Here is a 17,574-nt window from a genome sequence, read left to right as displayed (position 1 = left end):
GGTGGTTTTACCGACATTTTTTAGGAATTTGTCCAACATTTTTTATGTATCTGTCCAAAAATGCTTAAAAAAATGTGTTAGCGTCTTCCTTCCAGAAGACAAACATGATAGAATGTGTTTGTCAATGTTTTTAACAATGATGAAAAAGTGGAGGAGATTATATTGACAATGAAAAAGACACTTAGTGCTTTTTCTGTCAGTGCAGCGGCATTGTCTTTGGTGCTCGCAGAAGGAGTTCAGGCTGATCAATTAGTTGATAATCAGTCTTATTCTGATGCGCCCGTTAGTCAAAGCCAACCACAGGCAGAAAACACACAAAAGGATGAATCTGTTTCGAAAGAACAGGTAGACGCTGCTCAGGCTCTTGTACAAGAAGCCGACAGCAATGTTGCACAAGGGAAAGCTGATTTGGCTCAAGCTCAGGCAAATACTGCTGCGGCTCAAAGTCAGGTCGAGCAAGCACAAGCTGAAGCTAACCGGGCACAGGAGGCAGCTGATAAAGCTGGTCCGGAAGCTATTGAAACAGCTAAGCAAGAAGAGAGCAACCAAAAAGCTCAAGTGGACAGCAACAAGTCAGAACTGGCTAAAGCTGACCAAGCAACCAAGACGGCTCAAGCTGAGCGCGATGCTCAGGCAGCCAAGACTAAAGAAGCTCAAGAGCAAGCGAAAACTCAAGAAGGACGCCTTGCTAAAGCTCAAAATGACGTCAAGGATGCTCAGGCTAACCTAAGCGGTGAAGCTACAGCTAAGGCAGAAAAGAATGTGAAAGTAGCCCAAGATAAGGTGGCAGCTGACCAGTCTGCTGTTGAAACAGCGCAAGCAAAAGTAGCTACAGCTCGTCAGACTGACAGTCAGAAGCAGGCTGAGGTTGCAAAAGCTCAGACCAACCAGACTCAGGCTAAGACGGCTCGTGATGCTTCTCAGAAGAACTTGCAGGACAAAACTGCTGCAGCTGAGAAGACCCAGTCAGACTTGAACCAAGCTCAACAGGCTTTGCAAAAGGCTCAAGCTGGAAAAATTACTACTGAAGCTTCTAGCAATAAAAACCGTGTGTCTATGACTCCGGAATACATTGCAGCCTTGAGAGAGCTAGTTGCACCGAATTTATCAGAGCAAAAAACTAATGAGATTCAAAAGAGACTTGCTGCACTGAATGCCAGTGCTAAGGCTCTCAATCGATACGTAGCAGATCCTACAGATAGCAAAGCTTTGATTGATACCAATAATATTCCACAGAATGTTCGTCAGGAACTTTCACAGTTTGCTTCTGAACTCATCAACCAGCTGCGTGCTCAGATGGGAACAGGTGAAGTAGTTGTGACACCATCTTCAATTGATTTCGCTGATAAAGTAGCAACAGAATACCGCAAAGACAATTGGAACTGGGATTTGATGGAGGAATACCATCACGATGCTAGAGGAATCAACCGCGTAGCACGTGAATATGGTTTGATGACCACAAGTGCTGAGCAGGAGAGTAAAGGTCTCCAATATTACGAAAACGCTTATATCTGGAGAGAAAATGCTAGTCAAATGAGTGTGGCTGAAATGAAGAGACGGGTCTATGATTCTGTTGTTGAATTCATGTTCAATGGCTACGAATGGCTGCATGCTACATCTATCTCAGGTCTCAATACTGGTCGCCAGAAAAACTATCTGGGAGTTGATTTCTCAATGGAAGGCGACATCACTATGGCTCATTTCACCATGGTGTCAGAAGATCAAGTCAAGTATGCTAGCAAAAAGAACTTCAATGCCAGCCCTATTACAGGAAAAGCTCCAACAGCAAAAGTAGATCCGCAGGAAGTAGCCAAGGCTCAAACAGCCTATGATGCCGCCTTCAAGGCCAATCAACTGGCTCTGGCATCTAAGGGAGTTGCCCAATCTACTTATAATCGGAGAGCTGCAGCTTTAGAGCAAGCCAACCAGCAACTTGCTCAGGCGCAAGCTCAAGCAGGTGAGTCAGCAACTGCTCAGGCTCAAGCAGCTCTTGCAGCAGTTCAAGAGAAGTTGGCAGCAGATCAAGCAGCTTTGGCAGCAGCACAAGCGGCTCTGCAAAACTCAAACTTGGATGACAAGACTAAAGCGGACAAATTAACTCAGGCCCAAGAAGCTCTGACTGCTGTTCAAGCAACAGTTGCCGCAGCTCAAGAAGCTCTAAAAACTGAATCAGATAAGTTGGCTCAGCTAGAAGCAGTTTTGAATGCAGCAAAAGAAAGAAAGACTAACCTTGAAAAAGCTGTTACAGATGCTGAAGCAGCTTTGCAAAAGGCTAAAGAGTCATTGTCAAATCTTGAAAATGCAGAAGGAAACTTGGAACAAGCTAAAAGCAAGTTAGCTGTAGCTCAGGCAGCTTACCAAGCGGCTCTTACAGCTCAAACAGATCAAGAAGCAAAAGTAGCAGTTTTAACTGCAGTTCAAGCACAAGCTAAGGCGACATACGACTTGCTAGCTCAAACTTATGCAGAACAAAATAAGGAAGAAGATATTCGCTATTATCAGTCTGTTTTGGCTCACACAGAGGAGCGCTTCGCTCGCTCTCCGCTTACTGGACAAGTAGGAGATCCTCAGCATACAGCTCTTGGAACTACTGGAGATGCTGGAAGTGCTAGCCCTGGAAATCATAAGCAGGCAGCTGCTTCAGGTCATGTCTTGCCTAAGACAGGAGAAAACTCTTCTTGGCTTCTTCTAGCAGGCCAAATGCTTCTGCTCATGGCTATGAAATTGTTCTACAAGAAACGTTCTCTTGATTAGAAAGAACAAAATCAATCAAAAACAGTCAAATTCTTGACTGTTTTTTGTTTAATATGGCTTGATATATCAAGTCATATACTTGAAAAATTCTTTATTTTATCGAATTGTATGTAATTGTTTTTCAATAAAAAATTTTCAGATAATTATTGAAATTTTACTGCTTTTATGTTACAATGAAGCTAATAAATATGAGGTAAAAACATGGCCAATTTACTAGAAAAAACACGAAAAATTACGTCTATTTTGAAGCGCTCGGAAGAGCAGATGCAGGAAGAACTACCCTACAACGCTATTACGCGTCAGTTGGCTGATATTATCCACTGCAATGCCTGCATTATCAACAGCAAGGGCCGTCTTTTAGGCTATTTCATGCGCTACAAGACCAATAATGACCGTGTGGAAGCTTTTTTCCAGGATAAGAATTTCCCAGAGGAATACGTTCACGAAGCCAATCTGGTCTATGAAACAGAGGCTAATCTGCCAGTTGCACATGATTTGACGATTTTCCCAGTGGAGACCAAGGATGAGTTTCCAGATGGGCTGACCACCATTGCTCCTATTCATGTGTCAGGGATTCGTCTGGGTTCATTGATTATCTGGCGCAATGACAAGGAATTTGCGGACGATGATCTGATTTTGATTGAGATTGCCAGCACAGTGGTTGGTATCCAGCTGCTTAACTTCCAGCGGGAAGAGGATGAGAAAAATATCCGCCGCCGGACAGCAGTGACCATGGCAGTCAATACCCTGTCTTACTCAGAACTGAGAGCTGTTTCAGCTATTCTGGGCGAGCTCAATGGCAATGAAGGCCAGCTGACAGCATCTGTCATTGCTGACCGTATTGGGATTACCCGCTCAGTGATTGTTAATGCCTTGCGCAAGCTGGAAAGTGCTGGGATTATTGAAAGCCGCTCACTGGGAATGAAGGGAACTTATCTGAAAGTCCTGATTCCGGATGTCTTTGATGAAATTAAAAAGAGGGACTACTAATGGCTAAAGCACTGATTTCCATTGATTATACAGTTGATTTTGTCGCAGATGAGGGCAAGTTGACAGCAGGAGCGCCAGCTCAGGCGATTTCTGAAGCCATTGCTCAAGTAACAAAGGCGGCTTTTGAGCGAGGAGATTATATCTTCTTTGCTATTGATGCCCATGATGAGAATGATGCCTTTCATCCTGAAAGCAAGCTGTTTCCGCCTCATAACATCAAAGGAACCAGCGGTCGTAACCTTTTTGGTCCTTTGGCTGATTTTTATGACAAGCATCAAGCAGACTCTCGGGTCTTTTGGATGGATAAGCGTCATTATTCTGCCTTTTCCGGCACGGATTTAGATATCCGCCTGCGAGAAAGAAAGGTAGATACAGTCATTTTGACTGGAGTCTTGACGGATATTTGCGTCTTGCACACAGCGATTGATGCCTATAATCTTGGTTATCAGATTCAGGTGGTAGAGCCGGCAGTGGCTTCTCTGTCAGAGGAAAATCACAAATTTGCCTTAAACCACTTGCAAAATGTCCTGGGTTCGACTATAATAGATACAATTTAAGAGTAAAAGAGAAGCAGAGTAGGCTTGCTGACTTGTACAGAGAGTGCTGATAGCTGAGAGCAGCACCAAGAAAGCAAAAACCGAAGAACATGTTTCGTAATCTTTTGTGTGATTAAGCACAAACGTCGCTCACGTTACGAGCTCAGAGGCTGCCTTTTAGGGCAGCGAATAACAGTGGTACCACGGCTTTCGTCTGTTTTAGAGACGAAAGCTTTTTATTTTGCAGTAGGTCAGGTGAAGACGATGGAAAACTGCGGTAAATATCCTGAACAACAGGGCGGAGCTACAAATTGATTTGAGAGGGAAAGAACATGAAAGAAATTTTTATCGGAAATTATGGTTTAGAGCAGGTCGGACAGACCATGACCGCAACTGGCTGGGTGGCCAATATCCGTAATCACGGCAAACTGGCCTTTATTGAATTGCGGGATCGCGAAGGCTTGCTTCAGGTCTTTGTCGGCGGTGAGATTAAAGATTTTGCTAAGCTGGAAGACATTGGCAAAGAGGATGTCATTGCAGTGACGGGGCAAGTAGTTCAGCGGGAAGAGCGCTTTGTCAATAAGTCCATCAAGTCTGGTCAGGTTGAGCTGAGGGCTGAAAAGATTGAGGTTATTGCTAGCAGCAAGGCACTGCCTTTTGAGCTGGATCAACACGCCCATACTGGAGAAGACCTACGTCAGAAATACCGCTACTTGGACTTGCGCCGTGAGAAGATGACACATAACCTTAAACTTCGTCATCAGGTCACATCAACCATTCGGGAATATTTGAACAGTTTGGACTTTTTGGAGGTGGAGACGCCTTATCTGACTAAGTCAACTCCTGAAGGTGCTAGAGACTTCTTGGTTCCTAGTCGGGTCTTTAAAAATCAATTCTATGCGCTGCCTCAGAGCCCACAGATGCTCAAGCAATTGCTTATGGGAGCAGGACTTGAGCGCTATTATCAGATTGTTCGTTGTTTCCGTGACGAAGACCTGAGGGGCGATCGTCAGCCAGAGTTTACCCAGGTGGATTTGGAGCTGAGTTTTGCTAGCGAGGAAGAAATCCGAGCTCTGGTTGAAGCCATGCTCAAGGCTGTTGTCAAGAAAACTCATGGTTTAGAGTTGACAGAAGCATTTCCGACTATCAGTTATGAAGAGGCTATGAGCCGCTTCGGTTCTGATAAGCCAGATACGCGCTTTGGTTTAGAGCTAAAGAGTTTGACGGATTTGTGCCAGTCCAATGATTCGCTTCTCATCAAGAAAGCTTTGGATAACCAAGAGGAAGTGATGGGAATCTGTGTGCCAGATGCGGCTAGTGCTTTTAGCAAGAAACAGCTGAGTCACTACTATCAGGAAATGAAGGAATTTGGTTGTAGCCGTTTTGCCAGCCTCAAGATTGAAAATGGCCAGTTAGCTGGTGATTTGGCTAGCACCTTTGAGGCTGAGAGTCAGGATTTACTAGCACGTTTTGAGGCCAAAGATGGAGATTTGATTCTGCTAGTCATGGCTAAGAAGCGTCGGGCTCAGGAAGCTTTGGGACATCTGCGCATAGAAGTCGCAAAAGTTTTGGATTTGATTGACGCAAGTCTGCTTCATTTTCTCTGGGTTGTGGATTGGCCGCTGCTGGAGTGGAATGAAGACCAAAACCGCTATCAAGCCATGCACCATCCTTTCACACAGGGAATCTTTCAAGATGGACAGGAGCCAGATCAATTCCGCAGTCACGCTTACGACATCGTCTTGAATGGCTATGAAATCGGCGGTGGGAGTCTACGGATTCATGACAGGAAGGCTCAGGAAGCCATGTTTGAGCTATTGGGCATTGGCCGGGAAGACTATGAGCGGGACTTTGGTTTTTTCCTAGAAGCCTTAGAATACGGTTTTCCGCCACACGGCGGCTTGGCTCTAGGCTTGGATCGCTTGGTTATGATTTTGGCTGGGGAAGAAAATATCCGCCAAGTCATCGCTTTTCCGAAAAATGGTACTGGCTTTGATCCTATGCTGGAAAGTCCAAGTTTGGTGGATCTAAGACAGCTCAAAGAACTGCATTTGGAATTGAAGAATTAGCCTGAAATATGGTAAAATGAAATGATGCGAATTCCTGAAGAATGGCAGGAAGAAGCTGAAGAAAAGAGCTAGCGGATGGTAAATAATTCAGCGTCCCTAGCTTGTCAAAGTAAAGGTGAGCTGAAGCTTGGAAATAAGATGTTATCTAGAAATTGTTATTTTCAGTCGCTAAAGATCACATATCTTATGAAAGGAATCAGAGATGAAGATTACTCAAGAAGAAGTAAGTCACGTAGCAAAGTTGTCAAAACTGGCTTTTTCATCAGAAGAAACTGCTGAGTTTGCGACGACATTAACCAAGATTGTCGACATGGTCGAATTGCTCAATGAAGTGGACACAGAGGGTGTGCCTTTCACTTCCAATGTAGCTGCCAATATCAACTATATGCGAGAAGATGTGGCTCAGCCAGGCTGGAACCGGGACGAGCTTTTCCAAAATGTACCTGAAAAAGAGCGGGGCTACATCAAAGTGCCTGCCATCCTAGATGACGGAGGAGATGCCTAATGACTTTTAATCACAAGACCATTGAAGAGTTGCATGATTTGCTGGTCAAGAAAGAAATTTCTGCGGTAGAGTTAACTCAGGCAACTTTGGCAGATATCAAAGAACGTGAAGGAGCTGTAGACAGCTTCATTACTGTCAGCGAAGAGGAGGCTTTAGCTCAGGCTGCGGCTCTAGACGCCAAGGGCATTGATGCGGACAATCTTATGAGCGGAATTCCGCTGGCAGTCAAGGATAATATCTCAACCAAGGGGATTTTGACGACGGCTGCTTCTAAGATACTCTACAATTACAAGCCGATTTTCGATGCGACTAGCGTAGAGAAGCTTTACGGTAAGGACATGATTATCGTTGGTAAGACCAACATGGACGAGTTTGCCATGGGGGGTTCTAGCGAAAACTCTTACTTTAAGACGACTAAGAATGCTTGGGACAGCAGCAAGGTTCCTGGTGGATCATCTGGTGGTTCAGCGACAGCTGTTGCCTCTGGTCAGGTTCGTCTGTCACTGGGTTCAGATACGGGTGGTTCTATTCGTCAACCGGCTTCCTTTAACGGTGTAGTCGGCCTCAAGCCAACTTATGGACGGGTTTCGCGTTTTGGTCTCATTGCCTTTGGCTCTTCTTTAGACCAGATTGGGCCTTTCTCTCAGACAGTGAAGGAAAATGCCCAGCTTTTGAATGTTATTTCTGGTAATGATCCTAAGGACTCTACATCATCACAAGAAGCAGTACCAGACTTTACCAGCAAGATTGGCCAAGATATCAAGGGGATGAAGATTGCCTTGCCTAAGGAATACATGGGTGAGGGAATTGACAGCAAGGTCAAGGAAACGATTTTAGCAGCGGCGAAGCACTTGGAAAGTCTAGGAGCTATTGTTGAAGAAGTCAGCCTGCCCCACAGTAAGTATGGCGTAGCAGTCTACTATATCATTGCTTCTTCTGAAGCCAGCTCTAACCTGCAACGTTTTGACGGTATTCGCTATGGCTACCGCGCAGAAGGTATTGAAAATCTAGAAGATGTCTATGTTAAATCTCGTAGTGAAGGCTTTGGTGAAGAGGTGAAACGCCGCATCATGCTGGGAACTTTCAGTTTGTCATCTGGTTACTACGATGCTTATTTCAAGAAAGCTGGTCAGGTTCGGACCTTGATTATGCAAGATTTTGCTAAGGTATTTGAAAAATACGACTTGATCTTAGGTCCAACTGCACCAACTGTAGCTTATGACTTGGGCAGTCAAAACCAGGATCCAGTGGCTATGTATCTGGCTGACCTTTTGACCATTCCAGTCAATCTGGCTGGCCTACCGGGCATTTCAATCCCAGCTGGCTTTGCAGATGGTCTTCCTGTCGGCCTGCAGTTGATTGGTAACCACTTCGATGAAGCGACTATCTATCAGGCAGCCGCAGCATTTGAAGCAACGACTGACTACCACAAACAGCAGCCAGTTATCTTTGGAGGTGAAAAATAATGAACTTTGAGACAGTTATCGGACTGGAAGTCCATGTTGAATTGAAGACCAATTCAAAAATTTTCTCACCGGCTCCAGCTCACTTCGGTGAAGATCCCAATGCCAACACCAATATCATTGACTGGTCTTTCCCTGGTGTTCTGCCTGTTATGAACAAGGGTGTCATTGACTACGGTATCAAGGCTGCTCTGGCTTTGAACATGGACATTCACCAAAAAATGCACTTTGACCGCAAGAATTACTTCTATCCGGACAATCCAAAAGCTTATCAAATTTCTCAGTTTGATGAGCCGATTGGCTACAATGGTTGGATTGAGATTGAGCTAGAAGACGGCACGACCAAGAAAATCCGTATCGAGCGGGCCCACTTGGAAGAAGATGCCGGAAAGAATACCCACGGCAGTGACGGCTACTCTTATGTGGACCTCAACCGCCAAGGGGTGCCGCTGATTGAGATTGTATCAGAAGCGGATATGCGCAGTCCAGAAGAAGCTTATGCCTATCTGACTGCCCTCAAGGAAATCATCCAGTACACGGGCATTTCGGATGTCAAGATGGAAGAGGGTTCCATGCGGGTGGATGCCAATATTTCTATCCGTCCTTACGGCCAGAAAGAGTTTGGTACCAAGACTGAGCTGAAAAATCTTAATTCCTTCAACTTTGTTCGTAAGGGTCTGGCATTTGAGGAAAAACGCCAGGCAGAAATTCTACGCAGCGGTGGCCAAATCCGTCAGGAAACCCGTCGTTATGACGAAGCGACTGGCGAAACCTTGCTCATGCGGGTGAAGGAAGGTTCAGCGGACTACCGTTACTTCCCAGAGCCTGATCTACCTATCTTTGAGATTGAAGATGCTTGGATTGAGCAAGTACGCAGCAGTCTGCCAGCCTTTCCAAAAGAACGCCGGGCTAAGTATGTGGGCGATTACGGTCTGTCTGATTACGATGCCAAGCAGTTGACAGCGACGAAGGCTGTGTCAGACTTCTTTGAAGCAGCTCTTGCAGCAGGCTGTGACGCCAAGGCTGTCTCTAACTGGCTCCAAGGGGAAGTGGCTCAATACCTCAATGCCGAAGGCAAGACCATCTCTGAGATTGAGCTGACACCTGAGAACTTGACTGAGATGATTGCTCTGATTGCAGACGGAACGATTTCTTCTAAGATTGCTAAGAAGGTCTTTGTCCATCTGGCTAAAAATGGTGGCTCTGCCAAGGAGTATGTACAGAAAGCCGGCCTGATTCAAATCTCAGACCCTGCGCAGCTTCTGCCAATCATCCAAGAAGTATTTGCAAACAACGAAAAAGCTATCAATGACTATAAGGGCGGCAATAAGAATGCGGCCAAGTCACTGATTGGTCAGCTTATGAAGGCCACTAAGGGTCAAGCCAACCCACAAGTAGCACAAAAACTGCTCAATGAAGAGTTGGAGAAATTATAGAAATAAGTAGAAAACCAGTCGTGAGGCTGGTTTTCTATCTTTTCTTTAGCCATCGGTTATGTTAAAATAATTAAAAAAAACAAAGGAGTCTTTATGTCGGAAATCAAAGTGAAACGTGGGACAGGTTTTGTAGGGATTATTGGAAAGTTTCCAATCTTTATAAATGAACAGAAAGTTGGCGCAATTAAGAATGGTGACGAGGCTATTTTTCCTATTGAGGGAGAAGAAGCTGTTGTTCGTGTAGGAGCAGCTCCTATGAAAACCAAGCCAGTGACAGTTAAAGCAGGGCAAACCTTGCTGATTGAAACAAATTTTACTAATTTTTCTATTTGTTTGGGAACTTTAGTAGTTGCTTTTCTATTTGGTGGATTGCTTCGTGCGATTCTCTTGATTCTTTATATTGTTTTAATGTTCCTTCTTCCTTTCTACTCTGCTAGAATTGCAGAATAAACTTGATACCAGCAGATGCTGGTTTTTTGTATGTTATTTTTTGAAAATGTAGCTAATCTTTTGACAAGATTTCTGAAAGGGTTTACAATTAAACTAACAAATTATAAAGTGAGGTATGTTTATGGCAAAAATGAATGCTGCGCGTTGGTATGGCGCTAAAGATGTCCGTATTGAAGAAGTGGATGTACCGGAAGTCCAACCGCATCAGGTTAAAATTGCGGTCAAGTATACAGGAATCTGTGGAACTGACTTGCATGAATACTTGGACGGACCGATTTTTATTCCGACAGAAACAGAGCATGTCTATTCTGGCCAGAAAGCGCCTGTAACTTTGGGACATGAGTTTGCTGGCGAAATTGTTGAGGTCGGCAGTGCTGTGACACGGGTCAAAGTTGGCGACCGGGTGACAGTTGAGCCCATTTTGGCTAAGCATAATCTTGTCGGTGATTATAATCTGGACCCCAATCTAAACTTTGTCGGTTTGGCGGCAGACGGTGGTTTTGCCAAATACTGTGTTTTGGACGGAGACATTGTTCACAAAGTTCCAGACAGTCTTAGCTATGAGCAGGCAGCCTTGACAGAACCTGCTGCTGTGGCTGTTTACGCAGTCCGTCAGTCAGCTCTTAAGACGGGCGATACAGCGGTTGTCTTCGGTTTGGGGCCAATCGGGCTCTTGATTATTGAGGCTTTGCGGGCAGCCGGTGCCTCTAAGATTTATGGAGTTGAATTATCTCCAGAACGCCAAGCCAAGGCAGAGGAGCTTGGGGCCATCATTGTGCGACCAGAAGAAGGCGAAGATGTGGTAGCTGCTATTCAGCGTTTAACTGGTGGCGGGGCAGATGTGTCTTATGAAGTGACTGGGGTGCCGGTTGTGCTGGGACAAGCTTTAGCTGCTGTCCACAAGGCCGGAGAATGTATGGTGGTTTCTATCTGGGAACGAGAAGCTAGCATCAACCCTAATGAATTTGCCATTCAAGAAAAATCGCTTAAGGGTATTATCGCCTATCGGCATATTTTCCCTAAGGTGCTGGAACTGATGGAGCAGGGCTATTTCTCTGCTGACAAGCTTGTGACCAAGAAGATTAAGCTAGAGGATATTGTGCAAGAAGGCTTTATCGAGCTGACTCAGGACAAGGCGCAGATCAAGATTTTGGTATCGCCAGAATAAAATCTTTGCTTAATCATGAGACGAAAATCAGTCAAAACTGGCTGATTTTTCTTTATGGTTTGTGCTGTAATAAGTAAAGATTTAGAAAGAGGTTGGATGTCAAAAGTTTTGAAAGGTTCATTTCATATTTTTCTGAAAGTCGCTTTAAGCTGATTCCTTGTTTTCTTAGTTCATAGATTCGAACTTTATCCTCATAAGTTAGTTTCATTTAAAAACACCCCAAAAGTTAGATTTTTTCTGTCTAAATTTTGGGGTGCGGTTCAATTCAACTTCTTTTTATTTGGAGACCATTTTCCAGAAAAAATCAATGATATAGGTCAATCCGTAGGTATAGATGACGAGGGTGATGGGCTTGCAGAGAAGGATAATCAGCATGTACTTTTTGAAAGTCATCTTGGTCAGGGCCGCCAGCATGCAGAGAAAGTCGGCTGGACTGATAGGCCAAATCATCATGAAGATAAAGAAGCGCTCAAAGCGATTCCCCTTATCCAGCCAGCCGATATATTTATCATAGGTGCGCTTGCTGACGACGGACTGGACAAAAGCTGGACCATAGGTGCGGGCCAGATAAAATATAATGGCGCAGCCAATGACAATACCGATATAGTTATAAATGGTGCCGACGATATGGCCGTAGATGAAAACACCGGCGACAGAGGTCAGGGCTCCGGGGATAATAGGCACGACCGTCTGTAGAATCTGCAGGAAGATAAAGAGAGGAGGTCCCCAGATGCCCGCCTGCTGGATAAAGGCTGAGAGAGTTTCCTTGGACTGGAGAACACCTGCGAAATAGGCCCAAAGACAAAAGGCCACCGTTCCTAGAGCGCCAATGGCGGACGACCAGTTGATAATCTTTTGCAAAAGAGGGGAAACAGCCTGCATCTGCCTGTTTTTTTCTGTCATACAAACCTCCAGGACATTTATACTATCACCACTATAATATCATCTTTTTTCCTTTTTGTAACTCTTGAGGCTGAAGGTGCCAAAAAGCCTCAAAGATGATATAATGATGTAATTAGTAAACCATAAGTTTTCAAATAATCGTTCAAAATCAAAAAATGCGTAAGAGGAGAGCCTATAGTGGAAGAATATCTAAATTTATATCATCAAAAATTATGGGAAATTGCATATGATAATCTCATAAGAGTATTTTCCCACCCTCATACAATTATTCTCTTTGTATTATTTTTAATTATTTGTTCCTTAATTTGTTTCTTATTTTTCGGAAAAACACGTACTTTACTATTTGTAGTTAGTTATTTCTTCTTGTTCCTTTTGGGAGGAGTCGCAGAGTATGTGAATAGCTATAGCAAAATTATGAATCCATCTTCTCCATACAACAATTCTTTAAGCATTGCTTCATTAAGACATGAAACCGTTCTTCCGATGCTTGAGCATGTAGATGAGATTCCCCTAGCTAGTGTCGATGGAGAGCTCAAGAGAGAAGATATTATATTGTTTGCAGTGTCGAATCCTACCTACTACGACGGTCTTTTTAATGATATAGCAATGTTATTAACCGGTGAGTATAAAATAGGAACAGATTTTCTAGTTGCTTTAGTAGGCTACGAAGAGAAAGATGGTGAATGGCAATCTGTCGATATTCGTATCGCCCCAGGTGTTGAGGAGAAGGATTTTCAGAAATTTTCTAAGGTTCTTCATATAAAAATAGATGAAGCAGAGGGTGCTACCGGTATTATTCTCGATCTTCAAGAATTTTATGAATTAAAATTACGGAAAGAAAAAGATGGCCACTGGCCTAGACTGTGAGTATAAATTTTTGTTCCATTTTAAAATGAAGCTTCCCGCTTGGGGAGCTGTTTTCATTTGCTTGAAAAATAGAAAAGTGAACATCACCTATTCACTCTAGAAGAAATAGGACCAGGAGTGCCAAAAAGCCCATTTTATGCTATAATAATGAGAATACGAATTTTTGGAGAGAGATGTGGCGATTGAAGATTATATGCCGGACTTTGCGGTTGAGGCAGTTTACGATTTGACAGTAGAGAGTTTGAAAAAACAGGGGATCAAAGCGGTTTTGGTGGATTTGGACAACACCTTGATTGCTTGGAATAATCCTGACGGGACCCCAGAGATGAAGAAGTGGCTCCATGATTTGCGGGACGCGGGCATTCGGATTATCGTGGTGTCCAATAATAACCAAAAACGGGTCAAGCGGGCTGTTGAAAAGTTTGAAATTGACTATGTCTACTGGGCGATGAAACCCTTCACTTGGGGAATTGACCGGGCGCTCAAGCTTTTTCATTTTGAAAAAAATGAAGTGGTCATGGTGGGCGACCAGCTCATGACGGATATTCGAGCTGCTCATCGGGCTGGGATTCGTTCGATTTTGGTCAAGCCGCTGGTCGAGCACGACTCTATCAAGACCCAGATCAATCGGGCGCGTGAACGCCGTGTGCTCAAGAAAATCACTGAAAAATACGGCCCAATTCAATACAAAAAAGGAATTTAAGTATGGAAGAACTTCTCTGTATCGGCTGCGGAGCCCCTATTCAGACAGAAGATAAGGGCAAGCTGGGCTACACACCTCAGTCAGCTCTAGAAAAAGGCTTGGAGACAGGTGAACTCTATTGTCAGCGCTGTTTCCGCCTGCGCCATTATAATGAAATCAGCGATGTCCAGCTGACGGATGATGACTTTCTGCGGCTTCTGCATGAGGTTGGAGATAGCGACGCCTTGGTCGTAAATGTTGTCGATATTTTTGATTTTAATGGTTCGGTTATTCCTGGCCTGCCTCGTTTTGTTGCTGGAAACGATGTTCTCTTGGTTGGGAATAAAAAGGACATTCTGCCTAAGTCGGTCAAGGATAGCAAGGTGACCCAATGGCTGACAGAGCGGGCTCACGAAGAAGGCCTGCGTCCGGTCGATGTGGTCCTGACCTCTGCTCAGAACAAGCAGGCCATCAAGGACTTGATTGACAAGATTGAGCATTGCCGCAAGGGACGTGATGTTTATGTAGTCGGCGTGACCAATGTGGGCAAGTCCACTTTGATTAACGCCATTATTCAGGAAATCACGGGTGACAAGGATATTATTACGACTTCGCGTTTCCCGGGCACAACTCTGGATAAAATCGAGATTCCTTTGGCAGATGGCAGTCATATCTATGATACACCAGGCATTATCCATCGTCACCAGATGGCTCACTATCTTTCTGCTAAGAATCTCAAATACATCAGCCCCAAAAAGGAAATCAAGCCCAAAACCTATCAGCTTAATCCAGAGCAAACCCTCTTTTTGGGTGGTTTAGGTCGTTTCGATTTTGTGGCAGGCGATAAGCAGGGCTTCACGGCTTATTTTGACAATGAGCTCAAGCTTCACCGGACCAAGTTGGAAGGTGCCAGCGATTTTTATGACAAGCATGTCGGCAGTCTCTTAGTACCGCCGGTTGGCAAGGAAAAGGAAGAATTTCCAGCCTTGGTCAAGCATGAATTTACTATCAAGGACAAGACAGATATCGTCTTCTCTGGTCTGGGTTGGATTCGCGTCAGTGGTCCTGCTCGAATAGCTGGCTGGGCGCCAGAGGGTGTGGCGGTTGTCACTCGGAAAGCTATTATATAATACTCAAGAAACAAAGAGGAATAAATCCCCTTAAAACAAGGAAGGAAAAGGCCATGAGCAGTGGGGAGACAAGCAGGTCCCAACTGTCTCAAGCCTTATAGAAGAACATGACACTAACATCAAAACAACGTGCCTTTCTCAACAGTCAGGCACACAGTCTCAAACCCATCATTCAGATTGGGAAAAATGGACTCAATGACCAAATCAAAACCAGCGTTCGTCAGGCACTGGACGCACGAGAATTAATCAAGGTTACGCTCTTGCAGAATACAGATGAGAATATCCATGAAGTTGCTGAGATTCTGGAAGAGGAAATCGGAGTGGATACAGTGCAGAAGATTGGCCGGATCTTAATCCTCTACAAGCAGTCCAGCAAAAAGGAAAATCGCAAACTCTCTGTCAAAGTCAAGCAAATTTAAGAAAAAATTTCTGTGGAGATATCAGCCTATGGCTATTGAATTACTGACCCCCTTTACCAAGGTGGATTTAGAACCAGAAGTTAAAGATAAAAAACGCAAGCAGATTGGTATTTTAGGTGGGAATTTCAACCCTGTCCACAATGCTCATTTGGTCGTGGCGGATCAGGTCCGGCAACAGTTAGGCTTGGATCAGGTCCTACTCATGCCTGAGTACGAGCCGCCCCATGTGGACAAGAAAGAGACCATTGATGAAAAGCATCGGCTGAAAATGCTGGAGCTGGCTATTGAGGGCATTGAAGGCTTAGGGATTGAAACCATTGAGCTGGAGCGCAAGGGAATTTCCTATACCTACGACACCATGAAGCTCCTGACAGAGCAGCATCCAGATACGGACTATTACTTTATCATCGGTGCAGATATGGTGGACTATCTTCCTAAGTGGTACCGGATTGATGAGCTGGTTGAGCTGGTTCAGTTTGTCGGTGTTCAGCGGCCGCGATACAAGGCGGGAACTTCTTACCCTGTCATCTGGGTGGATGTGCCCCTTATGGATATTTCCTCCAGTATGGTGCGGGATTTTCTGGCTCAGGGACGGACTCCTAATTTCCTGCTGCCTCAGCTAGTCTTAGACTATATCGAGAAAGAAGGGCTTTACCTATGATCTATGAAAGCTATATCAGCATGAGCCGTGAGGCTTTGCTGGCTAAGATGGAAACTGTTATGCCTGAGAAGCGCCTGCGGCATTGTCTAGGCGTGGAAAAGGCTGCTCGTGAATTAGCGGAGCGCTTCGGTCTTGACGTCGAAAAAGCGGGTCTGGCAGGCCTTCTACACGATTATGCCAAAAAGGTATCGGACGAGGATTTTCTATCCTTGATTGACAAATATCAGCTGGATCCTGACTTGAAAAACTGGGGCAATAATGTCTGGCATGGCATGGTGGGCATTTACAAGATTCAGGAAGATTTAGGCGTGAAAGACGCTGATATTCTGCGAGCCATCGAGATTCATACAGTAGGCAGTGGCACCATGTCTGAACTGGACAAGGTCGTCTATGTCGCTGACTATATCGAGCACAACCGAGATTTTCCGGGAGTAGACAAGGCCAGAGAGCTGGCTCAGCGGTCACTCAATCAAGCTGTGGCCTATGAAACAGCAAGGACGGTGGAGCATCTAGCCCATAAAGGAATCCCTATCTACCCGCAGACCTTGGAGACCTACAATGCCTTTGTAGGATATTTGAAGGAAATAGAAGAATGAAAACAGCTCTAATCATTATAGATGTACAAAATATCTTAGTAGAAACAGGTTTTCGATCTGATAAAATGATGGATAAAATTTCCTTTCTGCAGCATCAGGCTAGGAGTAAAGGTGTCGAAATTATCTATATTCAGCATATTGAAAATCCAGAAGACAGTGCATTGGAAGATTGGTAGTTGTCTCCTCTCTTGAATAGAAAGTCAGATGAAAAGGTCTTTCAGAAGAAGTATAATAGTATATTTAAAGAGACAGGTTTGAAGGATTACTTGGATAAAGAAGATATTGGTCGTCTAGTTTTATGTGGAATGCAGACAGAATATTGTGTAGATGCATCGGTTAAAGTTGGATTTGAATTTGATTATAAACTCGTCATTCCAGAGGGTGCTTTTACAACTTTTGATGGAGAAGACGCTTCGGCAGAAAAAATAAATACTTTTTACCAAAAAATTTGGGACAGACGTTTTGTGGATGTTCTAGATTACAAAAACATTTTTAATTAAAGAGGAACTATGAAAGAACAAGAATTATTGGAACTGGTCGTGAAAGCGGCCGATGAAAAGCGTGCAGAAGATATTGTGGCGTTGGACTTGCAAGGTCTGACTACTGTGACAGATTATTTTGTTATCGTCAGCTCGATGAACAGTCGTCAGCTGGATGCAGTCGCTGAAAATATCCGTGAGAAAGCTGCGGCGGCGGGTGTTTCTGCTGGTCATGTTGAGGGAGACGCAGCTGGCGGCTGGGTGCTCTTAGACTTGGGCGGCATCGTTGTCCATGTCTTTTCTGAGGAAATGCGGGCGCATTACAATCTTGAAAAGTTGTGGCACGAAGCAACTGGTGTGGATGTTGCAGCCTTATTGGAAGAAAAAAACAAGTGATTTTTTGCCCTTGGGCAGAAAGCAGAATTTAGCTCAGTCAGCCTGCTGGCTGGGCTATTTTTGAAAGGAA

The 17,574-nt window shown here is 44.4% G+C and carries 17 protein-coding genes and 2 pseudogenes; 17 read left to right on the top strand and 2 right to left on the bottom strand.

Annotated elements, in window-relative coordinates; all coding sequences use genetic code 11:
- Positions 1–168 precede the first annotated feature (168 nt).
- The 9 genes from J1C81_RS09005 (at position 169) to J1C81_RS08965 (ending at position 11,371) form a co-directional block, all read left to right on the top strand.
- Positions 169–2,754 carry an SEC10/PgrA surface exclusion domain-containing protein gene (locus J1C81_RS09005; RefSeq protein ID WP_080556997.1) on the top strand — a complete coding sequence of 862 codons (2,586 nt, stop codon included), beginning with the start codon at positions 169–171 and terminating at the stop codon, positions 2,752–2,754.
- 201 nt (positions 2,755–2,955) lie between these two features.
- Positions 2,956–3,744, top strand: a complete 789-nt coding sequence (gene codY, locus J1C81_RS09000; protein WP_002903941.1) for a GTP-sensing pleiotropic transcriptional regulator CodY — start codon at positions 2,956–2,958, stop codon at positions 3,742–3,744.
- Complete coding sequence (locus J1C81_RS08995; protein ID WP_002915796.1) at positions 3,744–4,301, top strand: cysteine hydrolase family protein; 558 nt, start codon at positions 3,744–3,746, stop codon at positions 4,299–4,301. The genes codY and J1C81_RS08995 overlap by 1 nt, the downstream gene beginning before the upstream one ends.
- Before the next feature lie 311 nt (positions 4,302–4,612).
- Positions 4,613–6,349, top strand: a complete 1,737-nt coding sequence (gene aspS, locus J1C81_RS08990) for an aspartate--tRNA ligase (RefSeq protein WP_002915792.1) — start codon at positions 4,613–4,615, stop codon at positions 6,347–6,349.
- Between the two features lie 202 nt (positions 6,350–6,551).
- Positions 6,552–6,854, top strand: a complete 303-nt coding sequence (gatC, locus tag J1C81_RS08985) for an Asp-tRNA(Asn)/Glu-tRNA(Gln) amidotransferase subunit GatC (RefSeq protein ID WP_002915790.1) — start codon at positions 6,552–6,554, stop codon at positions 6,852–6,854.
- Complete coding sequence (gatA, locus tag J1C81_RS08980) at positions 6,854–8,320, top strand: Asp-tRNA(Asn)/Glu-tRNA(Gln) amidotransferase subunit GatA (RefSeq protein ID WP_002915789.1); 1,467 nt, start codon at positions 6,854–6,856, stop codon at positions 8,318–8,320. Before gatC ends, gatA begins: the two co-directional genes overlap by 1 nt.
- Positions 8,320–9,753, top strand: coding sequence for an Asp-tRNA(Asn)/Glu-tRNA(Gln) amidotransferase subunit GatB (gatB, locus tag J1C81_RS08975; RefSeq protein WP_002915787.1), 1,434 nt, complete (start codon positions 8,320–8,322; stop codon positions 9,751–9,753). The genes gatA and gatB overlap by 1 nt, the downstream gene beginning before the upstream one ends.
- A gap of 93 nt (positions 9,754–9,846) precedes the next feature.
- Entirely contained in the window at positions 9,847–10,203 is a 357-nt protein-coding gene (locus J1C81_RS08970; RefSeq protein WP_002915785.1) for a hypothetical protein, read from the top strand.
- 121 nt (positions 10,204–10,324) lie between these two features.
- Positions 10,325–11,371, top strand: coding sequence for a 2,3-butanediol dehydrogenase (locus J1C81_RS08965; protein ID WP_032906405.1), 1,047 nt, complete (start codon positions 10,325–10,327; stop codon positions 11,369–11,371).
- Between the two features lie 103 nt (positions 11,372–11,474).
- Here J1C81_RS08965 and J1C81_RS08960 read toward each other — a convergent pair.
- Positions 11,475–11,579: pseudogene (locus J1C81_RS08960) on the bottom strand (transposase); the annotation flags it as partial.
- Positions 11,580–11,647: 68 nt separating this feature from the next.
- Complete coding sequence (locus J1C81_RS08955; RefSeq protein ID WP_002915783.1) at positions 11,648–12,274, bottom strand: TVP38/TMEM64 family protein; 627 nt, start codon at positions 12,272–12,274, stop codon at positions 11,648–11,650.
- A 177-nt stretch (positions 12,275–12,451) separates the two neighbouring features.
- Here J1C81_RS08955 and J1C81_RS08950 point away from each other — a divergent pair, with 177 nt between their 5' ends.
- The 8 genes and pseudogenes from J1C81_RS08950 (at position 12,452) to rsfS (ending at position 17,504) form a co-directional block, all read left to right on the top strand.
- Positions 12,452–13,141, top strand: a complete 690-nt coding sequence (locus tag J1C81_RS08950; protein ID WP_002915781.1) for a hypothetical protein — start codon at positions 12,452–12,454, stop codon at positions 13,139–13,141.
- A 175-nt stretch (positions 13,142–13,316) separates the two neighbouring features.
- A complete protein-coding gene (locus J1C81_RS08945; RefSeq protein WP_032909759.1) occupies positions 13,317–13,844 on the top strand; it encodes a YqeG family HAD IIIA-type phosphatase in 528 nt (175 codons plus the stop codon).
- Positions 13,845–13,846: 2 nt separating this feature from the next.
- Positions 13,847–14,953 (top strand): ribosome biogenesis GTPase YqeH, encoded by a 1,107-nt coding sequence (gene yqeH / locus J1C81_RS08940; protein WP_002915779.1) that lies wholly within the window; start codon positions 13,847–13,849, stop codon positions 14,951–14,953.
- Positions 14,954–15,060: 107 nt separating this feature from the next.
- On the top strand, positions 15,061–15,372 hold the full coding sequence (gene yhbY / locus J1C81_RS08935; protein WP_002896287.1) for a ribosome assembly RNA-binding protein YhbY: 312 nt from the start codon (positions 15,061–15,063) through the stop codon (positions 15,370–15,372).
- 28 nt (positions 15,373–15,400) lie between these two features.
- Entirely contained in the window at positions 15,401–16,033 is a 633-nt protein-coding gene (locus tag J1C81_RS08930; RefSeq protein WP_002915778.1) for a nicotinate-nucleotide adenylyltransferase, read from the top strand.
- The gene (yqeK, locus tag J1C81_RS08925; RefSeq protein ID WP_002915777.1) at positions 16,030–16,629 is read left to right on the top strand and encodes a bis(5'-nucleosyl)-tetraphosphatase (symmetrical) YqeK; all 600 of its coding nucleotides are present in this window, start codon (positions 16,030–16,032) and stop codon (positions 16,627–16,629) included. Before J1C81_RS08930 ends, yqeK begins: the two co-directional genes overlap by 4 nt.
- A pseudogene (locus J1C81_RS08920) lies at positions 16,626–17,129 on the top strand (cysteine hydrolase family protein). The gene yqeK and the pseudogene J1C81_RS08920 overlap by 4 nt, the downstream one beginning before the upstream one ends.
- 9 nt (positions 17,130–17,138) lie before the next feature.
- Positions 17,139–17,504, top strand: a complete 366-nt coding sequence (gene rsfS / locus J1C81_RS08915) for a ribosome silencing factor (RefSeq protein ID WP_002915774.1) — start codon at positions 17,139–17,141, stop codon at positions 17,502–17,504.
- The last annotated feature ends 70 nt before the right edge of the window (positions 17,505–17,574 follow it).

This window comes from Streptococcus sanguinis, from assembly GCF_050225395.1.
Taxonomy (GTDB): domain Bacteria; phylum Bacillota; class Bacilli; order Lactobacillales; family Streptococcaceae; genus Streptococcus.
Note: the sequence above shows the minus strand (reverse complement) of the source record. Positions and strands in the feature narration are given on the sequence as shown.